Origin of the sequence: Pseudomonas sp. B21-023 (assembly GCF_024749165.1) — a bacterium.
In the GTDB taxonomy this organism is placed as follows: Bacteria; Pseudomonadota; Gammaproteobacteria; order Pseudomonadales; family Pseudomonadaceae; genus Aquipseudomonas.
Window position 1 is genome coordinate 3,060,716 of sequence record NZ_CP087190.1, and the last position, 25,088, is coordinate 3,085,803.

The 25,088-nt window shown below is 55.1% G+C and carries 21 protein-coding genes; 15 read left to right on the top strand and 6 right to left on the bottom strand.

Annotated features, from left to right (window positions below):
• The first annotated feature begins 20 nt into the window (after positions 1-20).
• The 6 genes from LOY42_RS13735 to LOY42_RS13760 are packed head-to-tail and all read left to right on the top strand — an operon-like array spanning position 21 to position 9,639.
• Positions 21-425, top strand: coding sequence for a hypothetical protein (locus tag LOY42_RS13735; RefSeq protein ID WP_258597961.1), 405 nt, complete (start codon positions 21-23; stop codon positions 423-425).
• Positions 409-3,480, top strand: coding sequence for a hypothetical protein (locus LOY42_RS13740; protein ID WP_172287288.1), 3,072 nt, complete (start codon positions 409-411; stop codon positions 3,478-3,480). Before LOY42_RS13735 ends, LOY42_RS13740 begins: the two co-directional genes overlap by 17 nt.
• Entirely contained in the window at positions 3,477-5,891 is a 2,415-nt protein-coding gene (locus LOY42_RS13745; RefSeq protein WP_172287289.1) for an RNaseH domain-containing protein, read from the top strand. The genes LOY42_RS13740 and LOY42_RS13745 overlap by 4 nt, the downstream gene beginning before the upstream one ends.
• A 52-nt stretch (positions 5,892-5,943) precedes the next feature.
• Positions 5,944-7,509 (top strand): ATP-dependent endonuclease, encoded by a 1,566-nt coding sequence (locus tag LOY42_RS13750; RefSeq protein ID WP_258597962.1) that lies wholly within the window; start codon positions 5,944-5,946, stop codon positions 7,507-7,509.
• Complete coding sequence (locus tag LOY42_RS13755) at positions 7,494-8,519, top strand: AAA family ATPase (RefSeq protein WP_172287291.1); 1,026 nt, start codon at positions 7,494-7,496, stop codon at positions 8,517-8,519. The genes LOY42_RS13750 and LOY42_RS13755 overlap by 16 nt, the downstream gene beginning before the upstream one ends.
• 49 nt (positions 8,520-8,568) lie before the next feature.
• The gene (locus LOY42_RS13760; protein WP_258597963.1) at positions 8,569-9,639 is read left to right on the top strand and encodes a hypothetical protein; all 1,071 of its coding nucleotides are present in this window, start codon (positions 8,569-8,571) and stop codon (positions 9,637-9,639) included.
• Positions 9,640-9,668: 29 nt separating this feature from the next.
• Here the strand turns inward: LOY42_RS13760 and LOY42_RS13765 are convergent, their stop codons facing one another.
• The 4 genes from LOY42_RS13765 to LOY42_RS13780 all read right to left on the bottom strand — a co-directional run bounded on the left by LOY42_RS13765 (position 9,669) and on the right by LOY42_RS13780 (position 12,064).
• Positions 9,669-10,316: an HAD family hydrolase gene (locus LOY42_RS13765; protein WP_258597964.1), complete on the bottom strand. Its 648-nt coding sequence runs from the start codon at positions 10,314-10,316 to the stop codon at positions 9,669-9,671.
• A gap of 57 nt (positions 10,317-10,373) precedes the next feature.
• Complete coding sequence (locus tag LOY42_RS13770; RefSeq protein WP_172288660.1) at positions 10,374-10,871, bottom strand: hypothetical protein; 498 nt, start codon at positions 10,869-10,871, stop codon at positions 10,374-10,376.
• Positions 10,872-10,993: 122 nt separating this feature from the next.
• The gene (locus LOY42_RS13775; protein WP_172288662.1) at positions 10,994-11,302 is read right to left on the bottom strand and encodes a hypothetical protein; all 309 of its coding nucleotides are present in this window, start codon (positions 11,300-11,302) and stop codon (positions 10,994-10,996) included.
• Between the two features lie 15 nt (positions 11,303-11,317).
• Positions 11,318-12,064, bottom strand: coding sequence for a metallophosphoesterase (locus tag LOY42_RS13780; protein WP_172288666.1), 747 nt, complete (start codon positions 12,062-12,064; stop codon positions 11,318-11,320).
• A 296-nt stretch (positions 12,065-12,360) separates the two neighbouring features.
• Here LOY42_RS13780 and LOY42_RS13785 point away from each other — a divergent pair, with 296 nt between their 5' ends.
• From LOY42_RS13785 to LOY42_RS13805, 5 genes are all read left to right on the top strand, one after another.
• Positions 12,361-12,804 (top strand): helix-turn-helix domain-containing protein, encoded by a 444-nt coding sequence (locus tag LOY42_RS13785; protein WP_172287872.1) that lies wholly within the window; start codon positions 12,361-12,363, stop codon positions 12,802-12,804.
• A 227-nt stretch (positions 12,805-13,031) separates the two neighbouring features.
• Entirely contained in the window at positions 13,032-16,877 is a 3,846-nt protein-coding gene (gene dsr1 / locus LOY42_RS13790; RefSeq protein WP_172287874.1) for an anti-phage defense-associated sirtuin Dsr1, read from the top strand.
• 206 nt (positions 16,878-17,083) lie between these two features.
• Positions 17,084-18,292, top strand: coding sequence for a DUF5677 domain-containing protein (locus tag LOY42_RS13795; RefSeq protein ID WP_172287876.1), 1,209 nt, complete (start codon positions 17,084-17,086; stop codon positions 18,290-18,292).
• Between the two features lie 221 nt (positions 18,293-18,513).
• Positions 18,514-18,945, top strand: a complete 432-nt coding sequence (locus tag LOY42_RS13800; protein WP_172287878.1) for a hypothetical protein — start codon at positions 18,514-18,516, stop codon at positions 18,943-18,945.
• Between the two features lie 335 nt (positions 18,946-19,280).
• Positions 19,281-20,078 (top strand): hypothetical protein, encoded by a 798-nt coding sequence (locus LOY42_RS13805; protein WP_172287880.1) that lies wholly within the window; start codon positions 19,281-19,283, stop codon positions 20,076-20,078.
• A 125-nt stretch (positions 20,079-20,203) separates the two neighbouring features.
• Here the strand turns inward: LOY42_RS13805 and LOY42_RS13810 are convergent, their stop codons facing one another.
• On the bottom strand, positions 20,204-20,740 hold the full coding sequence (locus tag LOY42_RS13810) for a hypothetical protein (RefSeq protein WP_172287882.1): 537 nt from the start codon (positions 20,738-20,740) through the stop codon (positions 20,204-20,206).
• A gap of 652 nt (positions 20,741-21,392) precedes the next feature.
• On the opposite strand from LOY42_RS13810, the gene LOY42_RS13815 reads away from it, so the two are divergent.
• The 4 genes from LOY42_RS13815 to LOY42_RS13830 all read left to right on the top strand — a co-directional run bounded on the left by LOY42_RS13815 (position 21,393) and on the right by LOY42_RS13830 (position 24,372).
• Complete coding sequence (locus tag LOY42_RS13815) at positions 21,393-21,845, top strand: helix-turn-helix domain-containing protein (protein ID WP_172287594.1); 453 nt, start codon at positions 21,393-21,395, stop codon at positions 21,843-21,845.
• Positions 21,846-21,991: 146 nt separating this feature from the next.
• A complete protein-coding gene (locus tag LOY42_RS13820) occupies positions 21,992-22,915 on the top strand; it encodes a LysR substrate-binding domain-containing protein (protein ID WP_172287592.1) in 924 nt (307 codons plus the stop codon).
• 172 nt (positions 22,916-23,087) lie between these two features.
• Positions 23,088-24,005 (top strand): LysR substrate-binding domain-containing protein, encoded by a 918-nt coding sequence (locus LOY42_RS13825; protein ID WP_258597966.1) that lies wholly within the window; start codon positions 23,088-23,090, stop codon positions 24,003-24,005.
• Entirely contained in the window at positions 23,998-24,372 is a 375-nt protein-coding gene (locus LOY42_RS13830; RefSeq protein ID WP_110701295.1) for an MmcQ/YjbR family DNA-binding protein, read from the top strand. Before LOY42_RS13825 ends, LOY42_RS13830 begins: the two co-directional genes overlap by 8 nt.
• Before the next feature lie 164 nt (positions 24,373-24,536).
• Here the strand turns inward: LOY42_RS13830 and LOY42_RS13835 are convergent, their stop codons facing one another.
• The gene (locus LOY42_RS13835; RefSeq protein WP_198755055.1) at positions 24,537-24,953 is read right to left on the bottom strand and encodes a VOC family protein; all 417 of its coding nucleotides are present in this window, start codon (positions 24,951-24,953) and stop codon (positions 24,537-24,539) included.
• Between the last annotated feature and the right edge of the window lie 135 nt (positions 24,954-25,088).

Below are 25,088 nucleotides of genomic sequence, written 5' to 3' on the forward strand. Positions count from 1 at the left end.
ACCGAAGGCTGATCAACCTGGTGACCAATAGAGAACTGAAGGGCGAGGTTGCTGGCACACGCTATATGCTCAAGGGCGCCCTCTGGAAATTCACATTGCTACCTGGCCTTCTAGAGCTGCAGCTGGCGGAACAACTGCTGCAGCATGGTGTAGAGGTCACCTTGTGGCCCAACGTTGACCGATCTGATTTACGCGTGAAGCACGGCGGTATGGATCTGGACATCGACGCCAAAGTTTGGATTTCTCCTCGTGCCCTGGGGCACCACCTGGAAAGCGTTCGCGCGTCTACGCTTCGCTGGATTGTGATTCCTGACTATCAACAAGCCCATGTTGGTTGGCTACAGAGTGTGTGCCCTCCAGGCCTTCAGGTGTTCACTCAAAGCCAATGCATCAAGGAACTGACTAAACGTGCGCACCCTTTCTGACATTGCAGCAACACTGTTCATGGCTCTGGCGGCTCGGCATGTTGAAGGCCAAGTCAGCCTGGCCGATGCCGCGGCGTTGATAGCGGGAAGGACACACAAGTGGAGCACGTGGAACCATCTTGCGCTGGAGCAGCAGATCACCATCGCCAGAGCACTGCGGCTGAGACCACCGGAATTGGCACAACCCGCTCGATTCATTGAAATTGCCGAAGGTGTATTGGCGCACGAGCACAGCCCGTTTGAACTAGTCGACCTGGACTCACCTGGCACTGCACTGAGCGAAAAGGATCAGTACCAGGTCAGGACAGTCCTCAACGTAGATCAGGTTATTCAGGAGTACCTCGATGCCCTGAAGGGGTGGCATCAGCCACCGTCCACCGCCAAGATCCCAGAATCAGGAAGCGTCGCGTTCAAGTACATCACCGCCGAACGCACTCGAACCTTCACGATTCCAGCCGAGGAAAGAAGTTGCCTACCCAAAGGCGCCGAGTACCTCACGATACCTGACGTCGACTGCCTACCAGAAGTTGAATGGGACTACACCACGCTTCGCTCCATCGCCAAGCGCCTGGATGCCGCAGCAACCCCTCACACTCAGCACTGCGCCTCGCTCGACAACATCTGGGGCAATGCTGGTAAGCGATCGGCAGATGCGGGCAGCTTCTTCCGCGTCAATGCAGCGACGGGCACAGGCAAAACGGTGGTGATGTCGCTCATGGGAGTGGACGCTGCCAGCCGTGGTCATAAAGTAGTCATTGCCGTGCCGGGTTACGTCGAGCTGGAAAACACCGTGAGGATCATGCGTGAAGCTGCCTCAGTGGTGGCGCCAGGCTTAAAAATCGCCCCTCTGCATTCGGCATCAAAAATTCCCACGCGAGCAGCCTTACACTTCAAAAATCGCAGCGAGGATCACCCTTACGATTACGCGTGCCTGCTGAACGCGTTCTCAACCGACCAAGAAGAAATGCCTGCAGGCTCTGAACCCTGCTTCAAGCTCCAGGTTGTGACATCCAAACCCAACAGCCAAGAAACGACCAAGCGCATCAGCCACTGTCCATTTCTGTTTACCTGTGGTCAGACGAAAATGATGGCTCGAGCGCTTGAAGCCGACATCATCGTCATCAACCATCACGCCCTGTTGTCCGGCACCTCTCGCATCCCGTTTGAAGATTCAGACAAGTTACCCGGCCCTCGCAGCCTCATCGAAATTCTGCTGCGCACGGCCCCCATTTTTCTCGTGGATGAAATTGACGGGCTACTGAAGACAGCCATCGACAACAGCGCCTTGAGCTTACAGCTAGGCAACATCGGTGAAGACAGCCCGCTGATGCAGCTCTTCCGCACCTTGGTCTCCAATCGCTCTAGAATCCCCGGCATCGATAACAGCAGCATCCTTCGCATCATCTGGGCGCTCACCTACTGCTGTGTGAGCGTCGACCAGCTGATGAACCTCCAGCAACGTCGATACTTTGAGTGGCCGAAGAAGGAAACGACGTGGGCACAAGCGGATGACGGCTACATCAAGGCGAAGCTCGACATCAGCGCTGAAACGCTCGAAGCCCTGTATCGCAGCGGCAATGCCAGTGTTCCTAAGCACCTGATGGCGTTACGGGAGAACCTCGTTTACTGGAGAACCAACGATCCTGCCAGCAGACCAGAAAGCATGGCAGCTGAACTGGGCAGCCTGCTCGTAGCGTTGTCCGACGGCCACCACCTCAAGGAAAAGCTCAATCCCAAGGATCATCAACGGCTGAAAGCATCCCTGATCCTGCGCGGTGTGTTGGATTACATCGAGATTGCACTGAGAAACCTGCAGATCGAACTGCCCTCGTTCGCCAATGCCGAAGTCCCTTACGCCCAAGAGGTTCATAGCAAACTCAAGGGGCGTGAACCCCTCTCTTTCAGCCCGATCGGCCCGCTCCATCGGACAGTATTTGGATTCAAACGAAAACAAACCAGTGAAGAACAATCGACCCTAAACGTAGTCGCCATGCGCGGTGACCCTCACGGCACCTTGCTGGCTCTACCTGAGCTCGCTGCGCTGGGTTTTGCTGGAGTACGACGGATGTTCATGGGTTTCTCTGCAACTGCCTACTTCCCTGGAGCCAGTGCCTTCGACCTGAAGGCCCGAGACTTCATCGACGTACCAGACGCAAAAGGTCAGGTGACATTCGAGAATATCGGGCTGACCACCGTCGTCTCAGGTGCGCCCTATTTCGAACGCAAGGAGCGCATTCGCCAACTTGCACTGGAGCTTTGGCCTTGGCTTGAGAGACGTCTGCACTCCCTGGCCAAGGATCCGGCAACGCAAGACCGAGCGCGCCTACTACTGGTAGCCAGCAGCGATGCCGATGCTGAACTCTTGGCAATCACACTCGCAGACCTGTGCCCAACACCAACTGTTGGCTGGGTACGCGGTCGCTCCAGTGAGTACAAACCCACGCTGCTCAATAGCGAACACGCCCTGGTATACGACGACCTCGCGCAGTTCATTGACGGCATCCATCGAAACAAGACCATCTTGGTCAGCGCCCTTCAGCCCATGGCCCGTGGCCACAATATCGTCAACAAGGACGGGTTGTCTGCGATCGGCGGGGTGGTGCTCTGTGTACGCCCTCTGCCCGCCTCCGACAGCCCAGAAAACAACCTGGCGCATATCAGCTACGAAACGTGGAACCGCATGCAGCCCCAGCCCAGCCTTCGGCACATCCTTCACACGGAGCGAGTGATCTCCAACAAGCTGCTCGACAGCATTCGCGGCGCACCACCCGCCTTCAGTCAACAGCCCCCAAACATCCGCCACTACACCGTGATGAACATTCTGGTAACGCTGACTCAGCTCATCGGTCGGGGACGACGCGGCGGTACCCCAGTGACGTGCTTCTTCGCAGACGCAGCGTTCACGCGTGGGCGTACACCCTGGGCGAAGCTACTTTCCGACAGCGTCAAATGGCTCAAGGAAGAAGGCAACTGGAATCAGTTTTCCCTGCACCACAACGGCATTGCCACAGCCATCACGAAGTACATTGATCAATCAGCAAAGGAAGTTCGATGAAGACCCTCGATCTGCGCACCAGCCTTTTCAGTTTTGACCCTAAAAGGCTCGGGCATGCTTACCGCGTCCAAATCAGTGATACCTACCTGGCTGCCTGGCAAGTGCTGCAAAATCTGGCCAAGAAACACCATCCTGGCTTACCTACCAATGCCCTTGAGGAAATGCTCGCCGCAGTGTCAGGTGGGCCGGTGAAGGTAAACTGGTCGATTAACTGGGATAAAGGGCTATCCGCAATCCTGATGCTCAATCACCTGCCCGTCGAGACGATCAATCAGGTGCTGTACTTGTGGTCGCTGGAGGTCATGCGCATCTGGGGGCAGCAGGTAGAGGGGCTGGAAACCAAGCTTACTGTTACTGATCTGGTTCCACTTCGAACAGAAGACCTCATCGCAGATGACAACATTTCCCCGCTTGCTTACCACCTTGTCCCTTGGCTCGTTGGCAAAGCCATGTGCGCAACGCCCCTGCAGACGACTCAGAACGGCAGTCCTGACCCAATCCCCAAACAGATTTCCCTGCAGCAGGCCTCAGACGGCTCGCTGGTGGCCTGGGACGATCCGATCATCCCAGAGGTTGAGCGCACTGCCAGTGCGCTTCACGTGATAACACCCGGCCTGAAACTGCTCCGTGACTGCAACGAGCCCTTTATCCAGTTGCGTGTAAAGCTCAGTCAGATCATGCCCAACTGGATCGGCAAGAAAAAGCACGCCTGGGTACACACTGGGCAGATCATCGTGCATGCAGGTGTGCACAGCAAAATGACGGACACCGGGTGGCGCGCGTTTTACGACTTCCCTACCAATAAGCTTCTTGGGTTCATGGGCGTTCAACCACTGCCGGATTTGACCGAGGGAGACATTCCCCCGGATGGCCGCGTACGTCCGATCTTCAGCACTCCACCTCAAAATCCGGCCATAGGCTCAGGGCCTGGCCCCCTCTTCCTTGATCAGGCCTGCTTCCACCTGCGACGCAGTGTTGAAGGCGTTCAACCACTCCTCGCCCGAAAGGTTGTGTCGGGTCTCAGTAAGGCAAAAGCTGCGATCACTCCGGAGGCGACAACCGGAATTCGAGTTGGCGTGCTGGCCGGGCATTCCGAGACGTTGCTCAGGCTGACAAAAGCGCGTGAAACGCTGGCTCAAGCCATGCCCTTCTTCAAAAAAATCGCCCCGCCTGAAATCAACCTTACTCGCGTTGAGGTGGAAAGTGCGCGACACATGCTGCATGGCGAAGCCACAACTCAAGAGCTTGATGCCTGGGTGAAACAGGTAGTGGTGCCAGAGGTACGTAAGCTCAACACATCGGTACTGATTGTAGAAACGAGCTTGGCTGCAGCGGGCAAGTCACCTGAACAAGACCCCAAGCATTTCTTGCGACGCGTTCTGGCCGAGAATGGAATTGTCACTCAATTCATCATGCACGAAGTACCAAGGCCTACCAAAAAATCGGATGCTAAGGCCGTCGCTCCACAACCAACCGAAGACGGCAAAAAACCCAAGAAACCTCCTCGTGATTTCAAAGCACTCAACACCGTGACCGAGACCTTGCGCTTGAGCGGATTCTTCCCCGCTTCATTCATCAAAGCCAAGTCAATGCAGGCCGGCACCACTGTGCTGTCGATCTGGCTGGATCGGATTACTGGGCCCGGAAACATGATCTACCTCCCCGTCATTACCAGGACGGTGGTGGGTAGTCAGAAATGCGAGGTGTACTGGTTTGTGGCCGGCAATCTACAGCGTGGCAAATGGTACGAATACACGGAAGGCGTAGCCGCGATCCATGCCACGCAGTCGTTGGTCAATCCCGACGCGATCAGCAAGCTCATTGCGTGGGCAATGCTTGTGCCGACTGAGGACGTCGACACACCACTGCTCGTCTGTTTGGACAGTGACCTACGCACCTTCTACAAAGGCCTGAAGGACAGCCCCGATGTCGGGCTTCCTCCCATGCCCCAAGGGGCCGCTGTGGTACGCATCCGGGTCGGCGATGACATTGCACAGATGTCGGGCAACCACTCTGATCACCCTGATGAGCCGAGGTTCATCGGGCAAAAAATCGGCCTGTTCCAATCACAACGCAGCCCCAGCGTTTACTACTTCGTCTCTCCGTCGAAGATCTACAGCAAAGCCGAGGCACAGCGTCATAACACCCGCTACCAAGTCGATGATGAATGGCTGCAGACACCTTGGCAGCAACTGGGTGTCACCGAACTCACTGTCCTCGATGCCGGCGCGTTCTCTAATCCAACCACCTTGGTCGAGCAGGTCGCACTGCTATGTCGCAATGCGCCGATGTGGGATGGCCATCTCAAGCTGCCGAGCCCCATGCACCTAGGCGCCGTAATCGCAGGTGATCACCCCATCATGGAAATGCGCCGTCAGAGTGAAGCCAATCGCCAGGCTGCCAAGGCGTGAAGTGCACTGGTACTGACCACCTTTAACCGGATCGATCCGAGGGTAACTCGCAATGCCTGCCATCAAGAAAGTGACGCTTCATAACTTCAAGAAATTCGAGGCTCTGACCCTGGACTTTGCCCCGGATGTGAACGTACTGATCGGCGACAACGAGACGGGTAAAAGCAGCGTTCTTCTTGCCCTGGATCTCGCGTTGAGTGCAAGCCGCAGCCGGGTAGAAACCATCGGCTACGAGTCTCTTCTGTCGCAATCTGCCGTACGCACCTTCTTGAAGGGCCCGCGTACGCTCGACCATCTTCCCGAAGTGATTGTTGACGTCGCGCTGGAGGAAGGTGATGCCCCAGGCCTGTATGGCACCCAGAACCAAGCCGGTGTCATGACTGATGGCATCCAGATGAGAATCTCACCGCTGCTCGAGGAGTATGGCCCTACGATCGTCGAGCTCCTGCGCGAAGATCCGGACAACTTCCCTTACGAATACTACGCCGTGAGGTTCACCACCTTCGCAGGCGAGCCGCACGTGAGCTACCGTCGCCCGGTCAAACACCTGATGTTGGACAGCTCACGCATTGACAGTGAGTACGCTGCCCGCGAGTACACGCGAACCGTGTTCAGCTTCAACGCTGATGCCCCTCAGCGTTTCGGTCTGGAGAACCGGTACCGCCGCGGCAAGGAGGCGTTCCGGGACAACGAGCTTGCCGCACTCAATGCAAAGCTCGGAAATTATCAGTTTGCCGTCAGAACCAGCGTCCGCTCCAACCTCGAAACCGACTTGATCATCACCAAGGACGGGATACCGGTAGAAAATCGCGGTAAGGGCGAACAGTGCTTCATCAAGACAGAGTTCGCACTACGCAAACATGACGCCAAGGAACTCAACGCCCTCCTCCTGGAAGAACCTGAAAACCACCTGAGCCACACAAAAATGAAGCAGCTGGTTGAGCAGCTTGCCAAGACTGCCGGCACGCAGCTGTTCATCGCCACCCATAGCAGCCACATCAGTTCAAGGCTGGATCTGCGCCATGCTCTCCTGCTTGGCAGCGACCAAAAGGCTGGCCGTCTGAAAGCGCTGTCCGAGGGTACCGCCAATTTCTTCATGAAAGCGCCGGATAACAACGTGCTGGAGTTCGCCCTCTCTCGGAAGGTCATTCTCGTCGAAGGAGATGCCGAATTCATTCTCATCGAAGAAATGTACAAGCAGGTCACGGACGGCCAGACACCTCAATCTGAAGGTGTGCACATCATTTCAATCGGCGGCACCAGCTTCAAACGTTACCTCGAGCTCGGGAAACTGCTGGGGATCAAGGTCGCGGCTATCCGGGACAACGACGGGAGCCACCAGCAGCACTGCGTCGAAAACTACGAAGACTGCCTGTATGAGCAGGCTCGGATATTTGCTGATCCTGATGACGCACGATCGACATTCGAAATAGGCCTGTATCAGGACAACCAGGCTATCTGCGACGCGCTATTCGGTGGAGGTCGCAGGAAGCTGACCGTCCAAGAGTACATGCTGAAGAACAAGGCTGATGCCGCGTTCGAGCTGCTGACGAAGAAGGCCCCCGATCTGGTTACCCCTCAATACATCCAGGATGCAATCGCATGGATAAGAGAGTGATCTTTGCGGTTGCCGGCTCGGGCAAGACCACCCACCTGATCAACCAGCTCAGCCTAGACCGACGCGCGTTGATCATCACCTATACGGAGAACAACTATAGCCATCTGCGCACCAGCATCATCAAAAAATTCGGCGTCCTACCGCCGAACATTACCCTGATGACCTACTTCGGTTTCCTGCATGCCTTTTGCTTCCGACCTATTGGCCAGAGGCAATTCTCCACGCGAGGCCTCAGCTTCAAAAGACCCCCGGATCTAAAGCTGCCACTCAACGAAATGAGGCGGTACCGCGATTCCAAGGGGCGGCTGTACCACAACCGCCTGGCCAAGCTAATCGAGATCAAAGCGCTCCTCCCCGCTGTGAAGGCGCGAATCGAGCGGTTCTACGATGCGGTCTACGTTGACGAGGTGCAGGACTTCGCCGGGCATGATTTCAACCTCCTCCTGGAGGTCTCGTCCGCCCAGGCAGACATGCTGTTCGTGGGTGATTTCTTTCAGCACACGTTCGACACCAGTCGCGACGGCTCGGTGAATCGCACCCTCCATGACGACCTAGGGCGCTACGAAAAGAAATTCCGCGACGCAGGGCTGACGGTCGACAAGCAGACCTTGAGCAAGAGCTGGCGATGCGGCACCACCGTGTGCGAGCTCATACGCGTTCATCTGCAGATCGACATTGGCGCCCATGAGGATCGAGCAAGCGAGATCGTGAGGGTTGAAACTCAAGATCTCGCGAATCAGCTGCACGCCGATCACAGCGTGGTGAAGCTGTTCTACGAACAGCACTACAGGTACGACTGCTATTCACAGAACTGGGGGGCAAGCAAAGGCCAGGATCACTACCAGGATGTCTGCGTTGTACTGGGTGCCAAGGCCTGGAAGCAGTACTTAGAAGGCACACTACATGAGTCCGTGGCACAGACCCGGAACAAGCTCTATGTTGCCTTTTCACGCGCCCGGGGCAGTGTCTACCTTGCCCCAGACAAGCTCTTCAAGGCCTACAAGTCCTGAGTGCTCAAATAGCGAAGGAACACACCATGAATGTTGGGAGAATAACGCCATGCTAGTCAGCGAGCTGCCAGGAGCCAAATACCCACTGCTGGCCCTCTTCCCGTTTCGCTGGTACGAGACGAGTCACTGGATAATCCGTGCGCTGCGGCTTCATCCCAGTGGAGAGCTCAAATGGATGCATTACGGGGTCGAGCACAACGGCCACGCAAGAGCCCAAACATTTTCCAGCTATGAAGAAGGGCGTAAACACGTAGCTGAGTTCAACGCCGAAGTTTCAGCAAGGGTCGATGAGCTGGATTTGGATAACGACCTCCGCATCTCGATCACGTTGAAGGCTGAAAAGGAGCTGACCGCGCAGCGGCGCTTGGCTGACGAAGAGCGTCTGATGCTGAGTGAAGCTCTGCGCCGCAATGCTCATCTTGACCGACCTCGCGCCGAAGACCTTGTGCTGTCACCCGAGCTCGAAAACTTGCGGGAAGATCTCCACGAGCAGCTCCAGGAATCGCCCTACCTGCGGATTGCACACATCCCAAGGTGGGGAATGGCGTTAGTTCGGTCTGGAGAACATGACTGGTCGACACGGCTCAAGCCCACCAAAAAGTGCTTCGTTTCCTGCGCACGGGAAAAAATTGCCAGGGGATTTGGGCTGTCGGGTACCGACCATTGGGGAAAAACCAAAGCCGCTATCCGATCTATGCTGCTGCCACTTGCTAACCAGCTACTGCAGCTTGCCAGCGTTCAAAAAATCCTCATGGAGGCACGGGCCCGCGGTCAACGCGTCGTGGTCATGGGTGGATTTGTATTTTGGTACGAAGAGAACGGCACCCCCGGATGGGTGATCAAAACCACTGGTGGCGAATCAGGTAGCGAAAATGGACAAACCCTCTGGCATGAGGGAACGATCATCTCCAAGAACCATGGCCGGATTGTCGTACTGCCTTACATCAAAGAAAACGGCGAGAAGGTACAGGGGCACACCAAGAACGCAAGCCACGACGGCAAAGCACTCCCTCGCCATCGAGACGAGTATGTCGAGCTTCCATTCGAGATCCTCGATGGCGACCTGATGATTGGCCTATTTGGTGAGCTGCACTACGAGCGACCAGCCCCCGGTCAGTGACATTACGGGCACCTGCCTGGATCGGGCATTCACTCTTGTTCAACATCCAGGCTTTCGACAACAGCAGCGGAGAAATCGAGCAGACTCTTCAACGGCCCCGCCCCTCCGCGATCCAGGTGGTAACCCAAGATCCCGCATGCTCGAGGCCCTTGCTCATCACATTTACGAGAGTCTCCTACCATCAGCACTCGCCCTGGGTCTGTGTCAGCAGGATTGCCGGGCTGAACACCCAATGCAGAGCAAACGTGCCTGTAGATCATGGGGTCGGGCTTCATCAAACCGCACTCTGAGCTCAGCGCATAGGCATCCAGCCCCGGAAGCAGTAGCCGCGCTTTCTCACAATAGTCCCAGGCCAAATTGGAACACACGGCGATCTTGATACCTCGTGCTGCCAGCAACTCAATTGCCGGCCAGGCATCGTCATATGTCTGCATCGACCTCAGCTCAAGGTCAAGCGCAGCCTGAAGCTTCGCTCGTTGAGAAGGCAACAGTTCTATTTCAAGATGCTCGGCGAGATCAGCAAGGTTGCCAGCGAAGGTCATCAAGGTCTGCACATCCCTCGGAGACACTGCTCGACCTTGGCGCTTACCCTCGCGTAGCAGCCGCAGATAAGGCTGCTGACGATTCTCGATTTTTAGCAACGTTCCGAAAATGTCAAAAACGACCGCGGCCACCATGTTGGCCCCCCCACCAGAATCTTCGCCTAAGGCCCACGCTAATGTCAGTGCCGAAGCTTACCGTACGGTGATGCCGTGCTGCTCGAAATCGCTCAGCAGCCTTTTACGGCTAAGCTTTGCCCCAAGCTTGAAGATATTCACATACGCGTAATACAAAGCCATAGGAATGAAAACAAGTCCAATCCCAAAGGTGGCAGTGGCGATAATGATCCCTGCTGGGACGGCTGCGACCGTGGCCAGAATACCTTTGATAACAGCTGCTCGCGCCATACGACTCAGATCATCCAAGTCATACTCAACTTTACCTTTGCTACTTTCGCAAGCAACAACGACAGTCAACTTCTTTGTTAATTGCTTGACATACCAAGTTCTAGGCGAGTCCGTAACCAGTGCACCGTGTCGCCGAAGATATTCAGGAACAGCCAGTTGCTTGATATAGAAGGTTTTTCCTTGCTCGTCCTCAAGTCTGACCCGAGTGTAAGCACCATCTAAGTCGCCTCTACCCACAACATCATAGTTCTTGATGGTTGCAATCATTTTCCTAAGATTAGACATGCACATTCCTTAATCATGTCAGCCAGGTGAGTAATTTGCCCTTAGTACCCTGAGCAGCCGTAAGCACCACGGCGACCTGAGTTCAGGCCGCCGCGAGTAAAAATACCGGTATCTAGAACAGTTCAGCTAGCACGAAGTATTAGCGTCTGAGGCACGCCATCAAAGGTGTCCTCTATGAACATCAGGTGGCTAACAGCTACGTAGACTGACCCATTCTGGGTCATGAATAGCGTATAGCCATGCTCCTGGCACGTATCCAGAACCTTACTACTTGTGAAGGTGTCACCATCTTCATAGCGATTCAAGGCATCTCTGAAAACCGCGCCTCTCACACCTTCGTCCTTAAGCCGAGCATCAAATAGAAACCCGGTCACCGAGCGGCTGAATTCTTTCTGAGCAGCCTCTGCCAGTTTCTCTTGATAATTACGCATCACATTCCAATTCAATCAATTAATTTCAATGCTGAAATCTGGGTCAAAGCCGCAGTCTTCGTTAGGGTAGCCACGTGGATTACTTACGACACGGCAATTATCAACCATCACGTCTACTCGGCTATGAGTATGGCCAAACACCCAGAAATCCGACTTCCTCACAAGGTCTAACCAGTCATTAGAATATGCCGGCATCAAGACCGAATCCTTTTCCGGCCCACTGAGGTCGACAAGAGGGCAATGATGAGTGACGACCAGAGTCTTGCCTTGAAAATCCTTGTCCAGTTCAGACGCAAGCCATGCGTAGGTTTTGTGATTCCGGGTGATGACATCATCCACGCTCAGCGCTCTATAGCCCTCGCCGGCTCTAATACGCTTAAAGTCGTTCATGGATCGCCGGGCTTCCTGGGACGCCTGATATACGCTGCTCCCGGTCGAGAAGTCAGTCCACGCAGTGGCTCCCAAAACCCTTACGTTTCCAATAACGATTGAGTCGTTCTCAAGCACATGCACGTTTGTACCTGATGCCAGTGATTTCATGGACTGGAGGGTACGGTCAAAGTGGCCTTTATAAAATTCGTGGTTTCCCAGTATGTACACCACTGGTGTATTGAAGGTCGCTTGGGCCCACGCGATTCCCCTTCCCTTCGTATGGATATCCCCCGCCAGGATCACGAGATCGTTGATGCTGGGCTCAGCAGTTACCAGGCTAGGCTGCGAGGCGAACTCTTCATGGAGGTCAGAGTAAATTCGGACTTTCAAACAGCCTGTCTCCGATTCGTGATGAGGGCCTAGCACGCTTCACAGTGAGCGCCCCCTCGATTGGCCCATCTACAGCCATCCTCGCTGAAGACGCTTTAACTCAATATTGATGATTGTCGCAGCCGAGCACGGGCTTCAGCGGCATGGCACGGCTCTACCGGAACCGCAGCTTTCGTGGTTGGAATCAGCAATCATCGGCCTAGCCAGCCACAAAAGTTCGCTCCAGATGAATATAAGGGTTTGAGTCGAATCACGCAAACACGGCATACAGTTGGATTTCCAGGTGCCGGCCAGTCATGCATAGGAAAGCTTTCGCTTCCGCTCTCCGATTTCTTCGTCGCCAAGGCTCCGTTCTCCAGGCGGATTTTGATTCTGGTGTGTCCCAGTCCCACGTCAGCAGGCTAGAGCAAGGCCAGTCCAGCCCGACCTTGGATCGGCTGGAGGAAATTGCCGCTCAGCTTGGACTACACCCCATCACCCTGGTGGCGATCACTTGTGGAGCGAGCGAGCAAATCCCTCCAGCACAGTTGCTCGAGAGGGTTCGCCGGGAGCTGGAAGCTGTTGCAAGCCTCGATCAGCCGCTTCCCATCGAAGATCAGCCCATCACGCATCCGCAGATCATTGAAGCCAGGAAACTGCGTGACGAGGTTCAGCGACTGAAGGGTCTTGGGCACACCAAGGCTGAGATTTCTCGGCTTCTAGGGATTGCTAAGTCGACTGCGGCAAAACACTGGCAGTAAATCCTTACCGCGGGATGGCAACTAGACATCAAGTCTGATGCGCAGCCTTAAATACGCTGTCAAAATCTCCCCTCCCTGGCCAGCCCATCAGAGCCGAGCACAGCTCAGCACTGAATCACAGGTGGGCGTTGTGGCATCGCTTCGCGCCGAGACCTGGTGCAGTCATCAGAAACCCCAAATCAGATTTCGCTGAGCGTGCTCAGCCTTCGTGCTCTAGGAGGAGCAGCATGCAGTTTGTAGCAGATGGGCCAGACGTCCCCGAAGAGCTTTTGCAGGCACATGAAGAAGAGAAAGTGGTGTTCTTCTGCGGAGCTGGAATTTCGTACCCTGCGGGTCTACCAGGTTTCGAAGGCTTGGTTGAGAAAATCTACGACCTGTTGGGAACAGAGAAAGACGAGATCGAGCAGCAAGCGTTCGATAGCCAGAAATACGACGCAACACTCGACCTTCTCGAGCGGAGGATGCCCGGCCAACGTGGGATGTACGGCCACCAGGGGAAAATGAGGCTCGCGTTAGCTGAGGCATTGCAACCTGACCTCAAACCCAAAAGCGCCACGGCTACACACAAAGCACTGCTCAGGCTTGCACGCACAAGGCAGGACACACTTCGGCTCGTCACCACGAACTTTGACAGGATATTTGACGCAGCGGCTAAGCGCTCCAAGCAAAAGCTGCAGACCTACACCGCGCCCATGCTACCGATCCCCAAAAAAAGCCGGTGGAATGGATTGGTAGCCTTACATGGTGTGCTGCCGATCGAGCCTGATGATGATGCGTTGAATCGCTTGGTTATCACCAGTGGCGACTTTGGTCTTGCGTACCTAACCGAGCGATGGGCAGCACGATTCGTGAGTGAGCTCTTCCGCAACTATGTCGTCTGTTTCGTAGGGTACAGCATCAATGACCCGGTGCTCCGCTACATGATGGACGCAATCGCGGCTGACCGGATGCAGGGAGAAAGCACACCCCAGGCGTGGGCCTTCGGCGATTGCGCGCCTGGCCAAGAAGAGCTCAAGACCAATGAGTGGAAAGCCAAGGGGGTAATACCCATCCTCTACAAAGTGGTACCGGGCAGCCACGACCATTCGCTCATGCATAACACGCTCCACGAGTGGAGTGAGACCTACCGGGACGGAATCATCGGAAAGACGCGGATGGTCTCGCTGCATGCGCTTGCACGCCCTTCGTCCAGCACCAAGGAAGATGACTTTGTAGGGCGAATGCTCTGGGCACTCGCGGATAAGACTGGCGATCCGGCCCGACATTTCGCAGATTACAATCCAGCCCCTTCTCTCGAATGGCTAACACATGCGTTCGCAGAGGAACGCTTCCGACACTGTGACCTAAATCGCTTTGGCATCCTAGCATCACAGGATGTGGATAGAGATCTGCGATTCAGTCTGGTCAATCGACCGACTCCTCATGGGCTGGCTCCAAGAATGCGGCTTGCATCTGGCGATGTAAGCAATGTCGCCATGGATGAGGTCATGCTCCATCTATCACGGTGGTTAGTCAGGCACTTGAATGATCCGCAATTGTTGCTGTGGGTAGTGTCACAAGGAGGCGTCCTGCACAGCCACTTGGGAACGTTGATCGAGAATCAACTAGACCGTTTGACGTCGCTCCACCGAGATGGGGGGAGCTTGGAGCTTAAGGAAATTTCAACGAACGCTCCCAATGCTATTCCTACACCCCAGATGGAGCTGCTATGGCGCATAGTGCTCAGCGGTCGAGTCAAGTCGCTTTGGCAACCCACTCGCCTTAACAGCTGGCTGAGTCGCGTCAGAAAAGAAGGCATGTCAGTACTTCATCGACTCGAGCTTCGCGCATTACTTGCACCCAAATTACTGATCAGGGGCTCGATGCATTGGGGAGATGATGCCAGTGACAAGGACGGGGCAATACGCCTTAAAGACCGCTTGAATTGGGAGCTTGTGTTGGCCTCGAGCCACGTCCGCTCAACGCTGCAAGACTTGATGACTTGCCAGATGAACGGATTTCTACCGGGGCTTATCGATGATTTCGAGCGCCTCCTGCTAGAGGCATTGGATCTTGCAAACATCCTTGGAGATGCAACCAATCGCTCAGACAGGTCTTACTGGTACCTGCCTTCCGTTTCACAGCACCCACAAAACCGAGGAAACCGGGACTGGGTCACGCTTATCGAACTACTACGCGATGCATGGCTTGCGTTGCGATTAGAAAATCCGAGACATGCGAGCCAAATCGCGGAGCGGTGGTTCGAAATGCCCTATGCAACGTTCAAGCGGTTAGCACTTTTTGCAGCCTGCCAGGAAGGTAGCGTCGACCAGAATCTATGGGCGGCGTGGCTCACCAGTGAAGATGGCTGGTGGATATGGTCGCTTGAAACCCAGCGGGAGGTATTGCGCCTGATAGTGCTTCAGGGCAGCAAACTATCCAGGTCAGCCGGGGCGCAGCTTCAGCGGGCGATCCTCGAAGGCCCTCCACGTGAAATGTTCCGCCCCGATTTAGAGCCAGAGCGCATTCAGGACTCGACTGCTCACTCAATCTGGCTACGCCTGGCCAAGCTCCAAAGGTCTGGATTCAAACTAAATGCCACCGCGCGCAAACGACTGGAGCAGCTTTCCGTAGCCAACCCACGCTGGCGGGTATCGGAAAATGAGCGTGATGAATTCTCCCACTGGATGAGTGGTACAGGTGATCCCGACTTTGAAAACAGCATCGAGGTCAACGTCGCGCCTAACAAAAAGGCCGAGTTGATCGAATGGCTCAAGTTACCGCCCAAGGAGTCCTATGGGCTCAGCCGGGACACATGGAGCGAAACATGTAGTACTCACCCCCTGAATGCCCTGTTCGCGCTCTCTGAATTTACCTCACAGGGAGAATGGCCTGTCGAGCGCTGGCGGGAAGCACTCCGGGCTTGGTGGGATAGACGATTCCATGCTCGCTTCTGGACGCGGGCAGTACCCGTATTGTTAGCCCTCTCTGATGATAAATTGGCCGACATCGCTCATAGCGTTTCCAATTGGTTGGAAGTGGTTTCTGACAAGACCATCATCAAGGATGAGCATCAGTTGTACGCGCTATGCCGACGACTCATGGACGTGCCATGTGTGTCAGATGATGATTCAGAAGACGATTACTCTACGGTTCCCCCCGTCAATCAAGCCATCAACCACCCCGTCGGTATGGTCACTCAGACGCTGATCAATCACTGGTATCAGCAGTCCCCTAGTGATAACCAACGCTTACCCCCAGCATTGTCGGACTTTTTCACTGAGCTGACGGACACGAGTATCCAACGCAACCGCCATGGTCGAGTGATTCTAGGATCGCACCTGATCTCACTCTACCGGGTAGACAAGGATTGGGCAGAGCGCCGCCTCCTCCCTCTGTTGAACTGGGATCGAGATGCGTTGGAAGCAAAGGGTATCTGGGAAGGGTTTCTATGGTCGGCCCGGCTGTATCAACCGCTGCAAGCGGCCATCAAAAATGAATTTCTGCAGACGGCCCATCACTATGACGAACTGGGTGAGCACAAGCAGCAATTTGCCGCTTTATTGACCTATGTTGCACTAGGCCCCACCGAGGGTTACTCAAACCAAGAACTTCGTAGGGCCTTCGCAGCACTACCTGTCGACGGGCTTGAGGAATCGGCACAGGCGCTCTCGCAATCGCTTGAAGGAGCGGCAGATCAACGTGAGGAAAACTGGCTACACCGTGTTCATCCGTTCTGGAAGCGCATATGGCCAAAAAATCGTGGGCTGATAACAGAGAGAATCGCAGACTCCCTTGCCCAGCTAGCCGTGGCTGCCGGGAAACAATTCCCTGTAGCCCTCAACGCCGTCTCCGACTGGTTGATGCCACTCGACTTCACCTATTCCGTGATGCAGAAGATGGAGAACTCTGGCCTTTGCAGGCACTACCCAGCAGATTCGTTGAGACTTCTTGCGGCTGTGACCGGGGAGCATCAGATCTTTCCCAAAGACCTCCGAAAATGCCTGGAAGATATCGAGCAGTCAGCCCCTGAGCTCAGAGATAACGATCAGTTCCGAAGGCTCGACGAGCTTTTACGGCGCATGAGGGGGTAATCCAAAAAGGTATCCCCTGAGAAGGATAACCCCCTTGGACAATGGTGTTCGATTCGGGGGTAGTTTCAGGGGCTGCCTTCCTGCTCAACCTATCGTGCAGTCCTTTCGACACTCATAACAGATAGGATCTGAGTAGTTGGTTCACTAGGCGCCTAGGCGCTCCTCTGTCATACCGGCTACCGATAGACACCGAAAGGAAGCAAATAATGATCAAAACCGAATCAAGAAAACTCGTACGCCGACCTATCACCACAGAAATCCCCATCGCTAAAATTCGATGTCGCGATGACTTGGTCGTAGATGAAATTTTCCTAAAAAAATATCTGACATACAGCAATGGGAAGAAGCAAGCTCTGCTCACCCGCCTACCGCTGGACAGAATCCTAAACGGTTTTTATCAGAGAAATAATGGGCGATTCGACTTCGTTGAAGATCCTATCCGCAAGGACATGATTGACTACGCAAAGGACATGATCAGATCAGGACACCGACCAGGACTCTACATCTACAAAAACATCAACTCAGGCTCGGACGTAAAATTCATTGCGCCAGACGACAACCATGTTTACCTGGCTTACAAGGAACTCGGGATTGAGAGCGTACCCGTCGTGATCCTGGAGACGTCAGCTGAGCTTGAAGAAAGCGCATTCCAAGTCAGGCACCAGTACTATCACGAAGAGGATCTGGGCGGCTTCATCTGCTCAATACTGCCACAGCCGGAGAGAAGCGATTATTACTCGATCCTTGGTAGAAAGGCATTCCCCGATAATGATTCAAAGCTCGAACACATCCAACGAAACATCGAAGCCCTGATCGAGCGACTGAAAAAATTTCACGGAAACTACAGCAGTGGCATCCATTACCATCAGACATTATTTTCCGTCCTTTATCGCCTGAATGAAAACATTCAAGCCATCAGGCTGCTCATCAAAAATAGCTTCTACTATCAAGCAACTGCATTGCTTCGTTCTATCTACGAAATCTCGTTGGATTTCTACGTCGATTGGTTGGCCCCAGAGCAGGTAGGCTTCTGGCTGCAAACCCACTCAACGGTACATCGCAAAGGCTTTGAAGCCGCCTTAACGATGGCTTCGCGCTCTGATAATGCCAAGCGAAACAAGGTTTGGGCTGAGAGCATGAGATACTGCTATGACTTCTTGAGTAATGTCAGCAACAAGGCGCAGATGTCCCCGCTCGGGCGGAGCTTCTATGACACCGTCTATACGTTCACGTCAGAAGTCATTCATCAAGACTTCAATATGACTGAGATCTATGCGATCCGTATGGAAGATCCGGAACACCGTAGTTTCGACGCCAAGGCCATCACCACTTTGGTACGCTGTATAGATATGATCGCTGGGAAGGTTTGCTTGCGCATTCAACATGACATTGGTACGCCTGTCGATGCGGTGTAATGGCCAGGGCTGATTGCGACTGGTAGCGCAAGCTTCTATACGCATTGTTCAGGCCAACATAATTGGGAGTGGCTTCTCGCGCCTTCCACGAGACCGCTCCTATTGCAAAAATCACTCGATATACCTCAAAGGCTCGAGGCGTCAATGGCTTGGAGTATTGCCACAACTATCAGGGCGTGCCATCATTAACTCATAATAACAAAGAATTACTGGTAAATCTTATGAGCACCCTTTCCCTATCCATCTCGGTTGACGCCCACAACTCTGCAAGATACGTCGTGAAGCATACGACGAGCAAAATTGAATCAACCGACAAATCAGTTTTCCAGCGCATTGGATTAGCCTACCGACTGGCAGACTTTGTTGCGTACTCATACCCAAGCAATCGATATGCCTCGAAAGCCGATTTTGTCGGAGACATGTTACATCTTGGCTTCAGCAGATGTCATAGCGAAGAGCTACTGAGAGCTAAGAAATGGGATGCAAGAATGACGCTTGTGTGGAGCTATCTAGACCCGACAGAACGTGAACTGTCACAAGCACTTGACTATTCTGAATTAGAGAACTACTGGCCTAACCTTGATTTCTTAGAATTGGACTGTACATCTCCATACAGAACAACTGAAGACTATTTCGTGACTACGCCGATGTAACCATTACTCCATAGCAGCAGCTTTCATAGCTTCGAGCGCAGCGTGCTCCGCGCTGTGCCAGCGCATGCACTATATCGTCCTCGCCGTGAGCCCAGTGCACTGACGTCGCCTCCTACTCCTAGGCACGACTCGCCTTGCGGCAATCCCATTCAAACACCTCCTTCACCTGCTTAGCCAACCTTCGGCCACCAAGTTAAATTCATCGATTTACTTATATATTGAACCGTCCCAACCGCTAAAATTTCGTGAGTCTAGCGCGTTAAAAAAGCTTTGCTAACCTGAAGTCACTCACCGGCATCTAACTCACCTTACCTGAGCACGAGGAATCAACCAGAATGATCACCCTCACGCAAATCAAGCTTCATGACGCGGGTATTCCTCATGGCATGAGCGCGCTGAATGAGAAGGCCGTAAAGCAGCCTTTTTATGCCTGTCGATTGCAAGTGGATGCATCGGATAGCCTGTATATCTTCAACGCTTTCTTGGTGATCACTAAAAAGCGAAGCACAGCAAGGACTGACCTGACACAGCTGAGGGCTTTCCGGGGATTCCTGAGCATCGAGATGGCTATGAATGACGACGATGCCAGGTATATTGTGCGCCCGATCGCTGAGGCTCTTTTTTCATCCGTTGACGAAGCGAGTAAAGCTACCGATCAGATCATTGATTCACCGATAGCACGATGCAAGCAGGAGTACTTGGCGCTATCCCCCTCCAAGCGGAAGGTTGAAGAATACCAGTCAGTATTTGAATGCCAGGATCACGGCATTGGCATCTGTGTCGATTTTGGGCGTCTCCGCGCCCTACTTGGCGAGGCTGACTTAACGTACTTCAGCCAACTGCTAGCGAGACACCTGAAAACCACATCGCACGTCTACGCCCAGGGATTTGGCAATAGCATTTGCGGCATTATGCAGGGACTCGTGTACGAGAACCCTGGGAAACCACTTCCGGAGCTTCGCCTTGACAAGCAAAGCACCAATACCTTCATCAAGCATGTGGAGTACCAGGCGATTGATCAGGTAATGAAGGCCGGGTACACACTTGTGCAGGCGTTTGAGAATCGTGAGGTCATCAGGGATTTGATTTCAAAATTCTTTATAAGTAATGTATTTCTTTCCGCCTCGAAGTGAGGGAGGCTGGTTGGGGCTCATATTGATGAGCCCCAACCAGTGGATTGCAATGCACCTGCAAGACTGGACAATGATCCACTTCCACTACATGTAACACCAAGAAGGAGCCTCCAGATACTATGGCGCTATGGCTTTTCGATGAGCTTGAGCATGTCGTCATACGCCTCGTCTTGTGCATCTTCCTCACTGTCCATGTTATAAATTTCACTTAGAGAAGGTCGAGGGTCTTCTTGAGCCTCTTCATCGGCCTCTGCATCGCAATTTTCAAAATCGTAATCGTCGCTGTCCATCTCTTCGCTGGAAATCTGGTCGAACGGATAATTTAAGTCACCCGAACGATCAACAGACTGATTACCCGCTGACGCATCTACAGCCGCCGGCTCAGAACTGAAAAGGCCTTGCACCACGGCATCAGCCTTAGCGCTACCCTGAGCAACCTCCTGAGCGAGGTCTACCGGCTTAGTAACGATCGCGTTGTTGATCGCCGCCCACGCTTTAACCCCCTCCCCGCTCTGCTGCAGCCCCTGACGCTCCAAAGCCTTCTTCATCAGACCTGCTGCGACATCAGGGTCATACTCTTTCTCAAGATCGCTGTACTGGGTGTAATGGGTCACCAGATTAGCCGTACCGCTAGGTTTGTTTGAGCTGGAATCATCTGCCATGGCTTATCCTCTCGTATGAAGTGTTGGGGGGAGGTGGGTTGCTGCTTGCTGATTGCTGGTAACGCCCTCTGGCCTACAAGCAGAAGCGGGTGACTCCACGTGGGCTAAACATCCTGAAAGATGGCCTCGGACGTATCCCTAAGCTAAGGGTAGTTGACACCCGGCTGGGAGATGCCATAGCACGTCGAACGGTACGAGAATCTCCGGGCTTGCGGGCAATCCCTGCGCAGGCCAGCAGCCCGACAGCGGCGATAACTGATACTTGAAGCTCTTGAATCGGGATTGGCGACATCAGCCCCCTAGACCGGCGCTAATCTGCACCGGGGGACGTATTAGCTTCGAAAGGCTCAGCCGCAGGAGTATGGCGCCTTACTTCTCACAACTGCTCATAGGCCCTTTCGGAGGCTTCATGGGCCTCTACTGGCACTCCTCGGAAACAGGGCGCTCCGGGCATTAGCGGCACGCAAATGCCCTGTGGATGTTATTAGAGCTACGCGTTGATGTGTTGGTACTCTTGAGAGATTTTCTTTGCACTCCCCGTCAGAATCGCACCTTTAGGTTTTTCTTATGGGAACAGCCCAAAGGCCATAGGGTCAGCTCTTCAGATCAAGGGAGGGAGGAAGTCAAAGGTCATCTGATCTAGACACCGGAGGTGGACTGTCCGGAAAACTTTGCCGCAGCCTTGCAATTGCTTCGTACCCGCCGCGAGTCATCGCAGCAGGATTTGGCAGAGGCCGTCGACCCTAGCTACATCAGTCGTCTCGAAGCGGGTGCTCGATCTGTGACGCTAGACGTTAGCCAAGAGCTGGCGAAAGCACTGGGAGTGGATCCTTTGACCTTGCTGACGCTCGCTTACGCTGCAGAGCGCGGACAGACGCCACAACAGGTTTTGGATCACCTTGCAAAAGACCTTGAGTCCACCGGCTTGCTCTGCAGCGAGATACCGGCTCTGCCGTCGAAGAAGCCACACCCAAATGTCGCGGCATCCCTTGAGTTGAGAGAGCAAATCAAAGAGCTCGTCGATCAAGGCTATAGTAAGGCGGAGGTTGCGAGAAAGTTGGGGATTTCTCGGCAAACCGTCAGTAATCGTCTGAAGAAATCGTGAAGCTCAACGCGCAAGCGCCACGTCTTACAGCACAGCGGCGTAGGTGACTTTGATACCTGAATTGTGGACGGGTACAGGCCTCTGCCGACTCAGGCATAATGCATGCCCTGCATGCCTAGCTCCCTATGTCCTAAGGTCGTCCGAAAGTGGCTATTGGTGAACCCCGAAATTTGAATGACCTCTTCTATTTCGCGAAGGTCGTGGAGGCTGGTGGTTTCGCTGCGGCAGGCCGCCTGCTTGGCATCCCAAAGTCAAGGTTATCCCGCCGTATCGCGGAATTGGAGGAGCGGCTCAACGCTCGCCTCCTTCAACGCACAACACGCAAGTTGCAGCTCACTGCTTTAGGTGAACGGTACCTGCGCCACTGCCAGGCAATGCTCTTGGAAGCTGAGCAAGCCGATGAAGTGGTTGCCAGCGCAACCAGTGAGCCACGGGGCCCACTACGGGTGAGTAGCCCGGTCGGCTTGGCGAATCAATTCTTAAATCCACTGGTTCGTGATTTCCTCACCCGGTACCCACAAGTCCAGCTCGATCTGCTATTGGTCAATCGCCGAGTCGACTTGATCAATGAAGGTATCGATGTCGCGCTGCGCGTTCGCGAAGCCGAAGATGAAGAGCCAAATCTCGTCACCAAGCGCTTGCGTGAGGCTCGTACGGAGGTTGTGGCTTCTCCAGATTTCCTTGCCGCCCACCCTGTTTGTCACCCCAAAGAACTCATGGCTCTGCCCTTCCTGGGGGCTTTAGACTCTGACCGGCTGGCCAGAATGCGCTTGTTCAACCAGGCCGGCGAGCGGTACGAGATCGCTATGCCTGCCCGTTTGGGTGTCGAAGACTTCATCATGCGTAAGGAAGCGGCGCTGGGTGGTCTGGGCTTCACGGTTTTGCCGTTAATGCACTGTGAGAGCGAACTGGCCAACGGAGAGCTTGTTCGCATGCTTCCTGATTGGCATTGCGCCCCTGCGTGGCTCCAGGCGGTCTACCCGCACAGGCGTGGAGTGTTGCCGGCTGTCAGGGCTTGGTTGGATCACCTGGCACATGCGTTCGATCGCTGTGGTGACCGGCCTTTGTAAAAGGTGATGTTGCGTCCTTAGCCAATGCGTTGCTTTCAGTGGAGAGCTCCACCAGCCTCTCCTCCTCGGCTATCCTAATCTCAATCAATGAGCCTGATCAAAGTGCTGATTTTGATCATTCGTCAAAAGCAAAATCCTTCTATCCCGTTGATCGATAAAGGAAATATCAGTTTTGATCAATGGTTTCTCTAGGAAAACAGGTCACCTCTTCTACTTCGCCCGGGTGGTCGAAGCCGGTGGCTTCGCTGCCGCCGGGCGCCAGCTGGGCATTCCCAAGTCGCGCCTGTCGCGGCGCATCGCCGAGCTGGAGGAGCGCCTGGGCACGCGCCTGCTGCAGCGCACCACCCGGCAACTCAAACTGACCGCCGTGGGCGAGCGCTACCTGAGCCACTGCCAGGCGATGCTGCTGGAGGCGGAGATGGCCGATGAAGTGGTGGCCAGCATGTCCAGCGAGCCCAGGGGGCGGTTGCGGGTATCGTGCCCCGTTGCCCTGGCCCATGCATTCCTGCCGGATATCATCAGCCGCTTCCTTGCCCAGTACCCCTTGGTGCAATTGGACATGGTGCTGCTCAACCGCCGGGTCGACCTGATCTCCGAAGGCATCGACGTGGCCCTGCGCGTGCGCGACCTGGGTGATGAGGACCCCGCCCTGGTCACCAGGCGCCTGCGCCAGGCGCAGATGCAACTGGTGGCCGCGCCAGGTTTTGCCGACCATATCCGCGAGCCCGCACAGCTGGCGACCCTGCCGGTGCTGGGCGCCGCCGAGGCCGACCGACTGGTGCATTTTCGCCTGCATGGCCCCAACGGCCGGCAGGAGGAAGTCGCCCTGGAGCCGCGCCTGGCCATCGACGACTTCGTCGTGCGCAATGCGGCGGTACGCACCGGCCTGGGTTTCACCGCCCTGCCGTCAATGTTCTGCGAGGAGGAACTGGCCCGTGGCGAACTGGTGCGCCTGCTGCCAGACTGGTCCCTGCCTGGCGGCTACCTGCAGGCGGTCTACCCACACCGGCGCGGCCTGCTGCCGGCGGTACGCGCATGGATCGATCACCTGGCGACCTCGTTCGAGGCCTGTGGAGAGCGTTATGTCTGAGAAAAGGATGACCGAGGAGCAAGTGGCCGCGCTGTGCCTGGCCCTGCCGGGCGCACAGGAAGACTACAAATGGGGAGGCATCCGCGTGTTCTCGGTGGCAGGCAACAAGATGTTCGCCGTGCAGGACCTGGGCGGCGCGGGCCTGTCATTCAAGGTGGCCGATGAGTTATTCCTGGGCTATTGCGACCGCCCTGGGGTGCGCCCGGCCCCCTATCTGGCACGGGCGAAGTGGATCAGCATGCTGCCACCCTACCCCATGGGCCGCGACGAACTGAGCGACCTGCTGCGCCGCTCGCACCAGCTGGTGGTGCGACGCTTGCCAAGGCGCCAGCAAGTTGGGTTGCTGCTGGGGACGGGCGACGCCTAGTGTGGTGTTTTGCAAGTACGACCAATAAATCGCGAGTGTTTTTTGCGCTCAGGCAAGGCGTCGCGACGAGTCGTAGCCCAGCTACGGCGAGGAGCGACAACGCCGCATGAGCGCAAAAAGCGCCGCGAGTTATGGTCGTTATTTGTGAAACACCACACTAAGGGTCAACCCGACAATGGCGGCCCCTTGAGCTCGACCCGGTTGCCGTCCGGGTCGAAGCAATACAGCGACAGCCCCTCTCCCTCGGCCCCATAACGTTTTTCGGCAGCCTCCACCCTGACCCCGGCCTCGCTCAGCAGTGCGCGCAGCGCCTGCTCGTCGAACGGCTCGATGCGCAGGCACACATGATCGACATTATGCCCACACTGGCCGGGCGCCGCGCCACCCTGGCGCCCCAGCGGGCCGTCGACTGCCACCAGGTCGATCAGACCATCACCGGCGCCGAGGTGGATCATCCCCAGCGTGTCCCGGCGCTTGCGCACCGGGCAGCCGAGCAGCTCGTGATAGAAAGCCAGGCTGCGAGTCAGGTCGCTGACGCGCAGGACGACATGGTCGATGCGTAGTACGGCGAAAGCTGGCATGGCGAAGCTCCACGATCAGGCTTTGCCTAGACCATAGCAGCCGACCTGTGAAGACACCCTAGGTCGTTGGCGTCAATGACCGACGGCGGGTACACAGCAGCCGCTGTGGGGCAAACGGCCGTATACGTGTCAGCC

What these genes read in the sequence shown, in the direction of transcription:
- dsr1 (WP_172287874.1), top strand. Translation starts at nt 13,032, where the DNA reads ATGCAGTTTGTAGCAGATGGGCCAGACGTCCCCGAAGAGCTTTTGCAG.
- LOY42_RS13775 (WP_172288662.1), bottom strand. Translation starts at nt 11,302, where the DNA reads ATGCGTAATTATCAAGAGAAACTGGCAGAGGCTGCTCAGAAAGAATTC.
- LOY42_RS13810 (WP_172287882.1), bottom strand. Translation starts at nt 20,740, where the DNA reads ATGGCAGATGATTCCAGCTCAAACAAACCTAGCGGTACGGCTAATCTG.
- LOY42_RS13750 (WP_258597962.1), top strand. Translation starts at nt 5,944, where the DNA reads ATGCCTGCCATCAAGAAAGTGACGCTTCATAACTTCAAGAAATTCGAG.
- LOY42_RS13760 (WP_258597963.1), top strand. Translation starts at nt 8,569, where the DNA reads ATGCTAGTCAGCGAGCTGCCAGGAGCCAAATACCCACTGCTGGCCCTC.
- LOY42_RS13755 (WP_172287291.1), top strand. Translation starts at nt 7,494, where the DNA reads ATGGATAAGAGAGTGATCTTTGCGGTTGCCGGCTCGGGCAAGACCACC.
- LOY42_RS13785 (WP_172287872.1), top strand. Translation starts at nt 12,361, where the DNA reads ATGCATAGGAAAGCTTTCGCTTCCGCTCTCCGATTTCTTCGTCGCCAA.
- LOY42_RS13800 (WP_172287878.1), top strand. Translation starts at nt 18,514, where the DNA reads ATGAGCACCCTTTCCCTATCCATCTCGGTTGACGCCCACAACTCTGCA.
- LOY42_RS13770 (WP_172288660.1), bottom strand. Translation starts at nt 10,871, where the DNA reads ATGTCTAATCTTAGGAAAATGATTGCAACCATCAAGAACTATGATGTT.
- LOY42_RS13765 (WP_258597964.1), bottom strand. Translation starts at nt 10,316, where the DNA reads ATGGTGGCCGCGGTCGTTTTTGACATTTTCGGAACGTTGCTAAAAATC.
- LOY42_RS13745 (WP_172287289.1), top strand. Translation starts at nt 3,477, where the DNA reads ATGAAGACCCTCGATCTGCGCACCAGCCTTTTCAGTTTTGACCCTAAA.
- LOY42_RS13795 (WP_172287876.1), top strand. Translation starts at nt 17,084, where the DNA reads ATGATCAAAACCGAATCAAGAAAACTCGTACGCCGACCTATCACCACA.
- LOY42_RS13805 (WP_172287880.1), top strand. Translation starts at nt 19,281, where the DNA reads ATGATCACCCTCACGCAAATCAAGCTTCATGACGCGGGTATTCCTCAT.
- LOY42_RS13835 (WP_198755055.1), bottom strand. Translation starts at nt 24,953, where the DNA reads ATGCCAGCTTTCGCCGTACTACGCATCGACCATGTCGTCCTGCGCGTC.
- LOY42_RS13830 (WP_110701295.1), top strand. Translation starts at nt 23,998, where the DNA reads ATGTCTGAGAAAAGGATGACCGAGGAGCAAGTGGCCGCGCTGTGCCTG.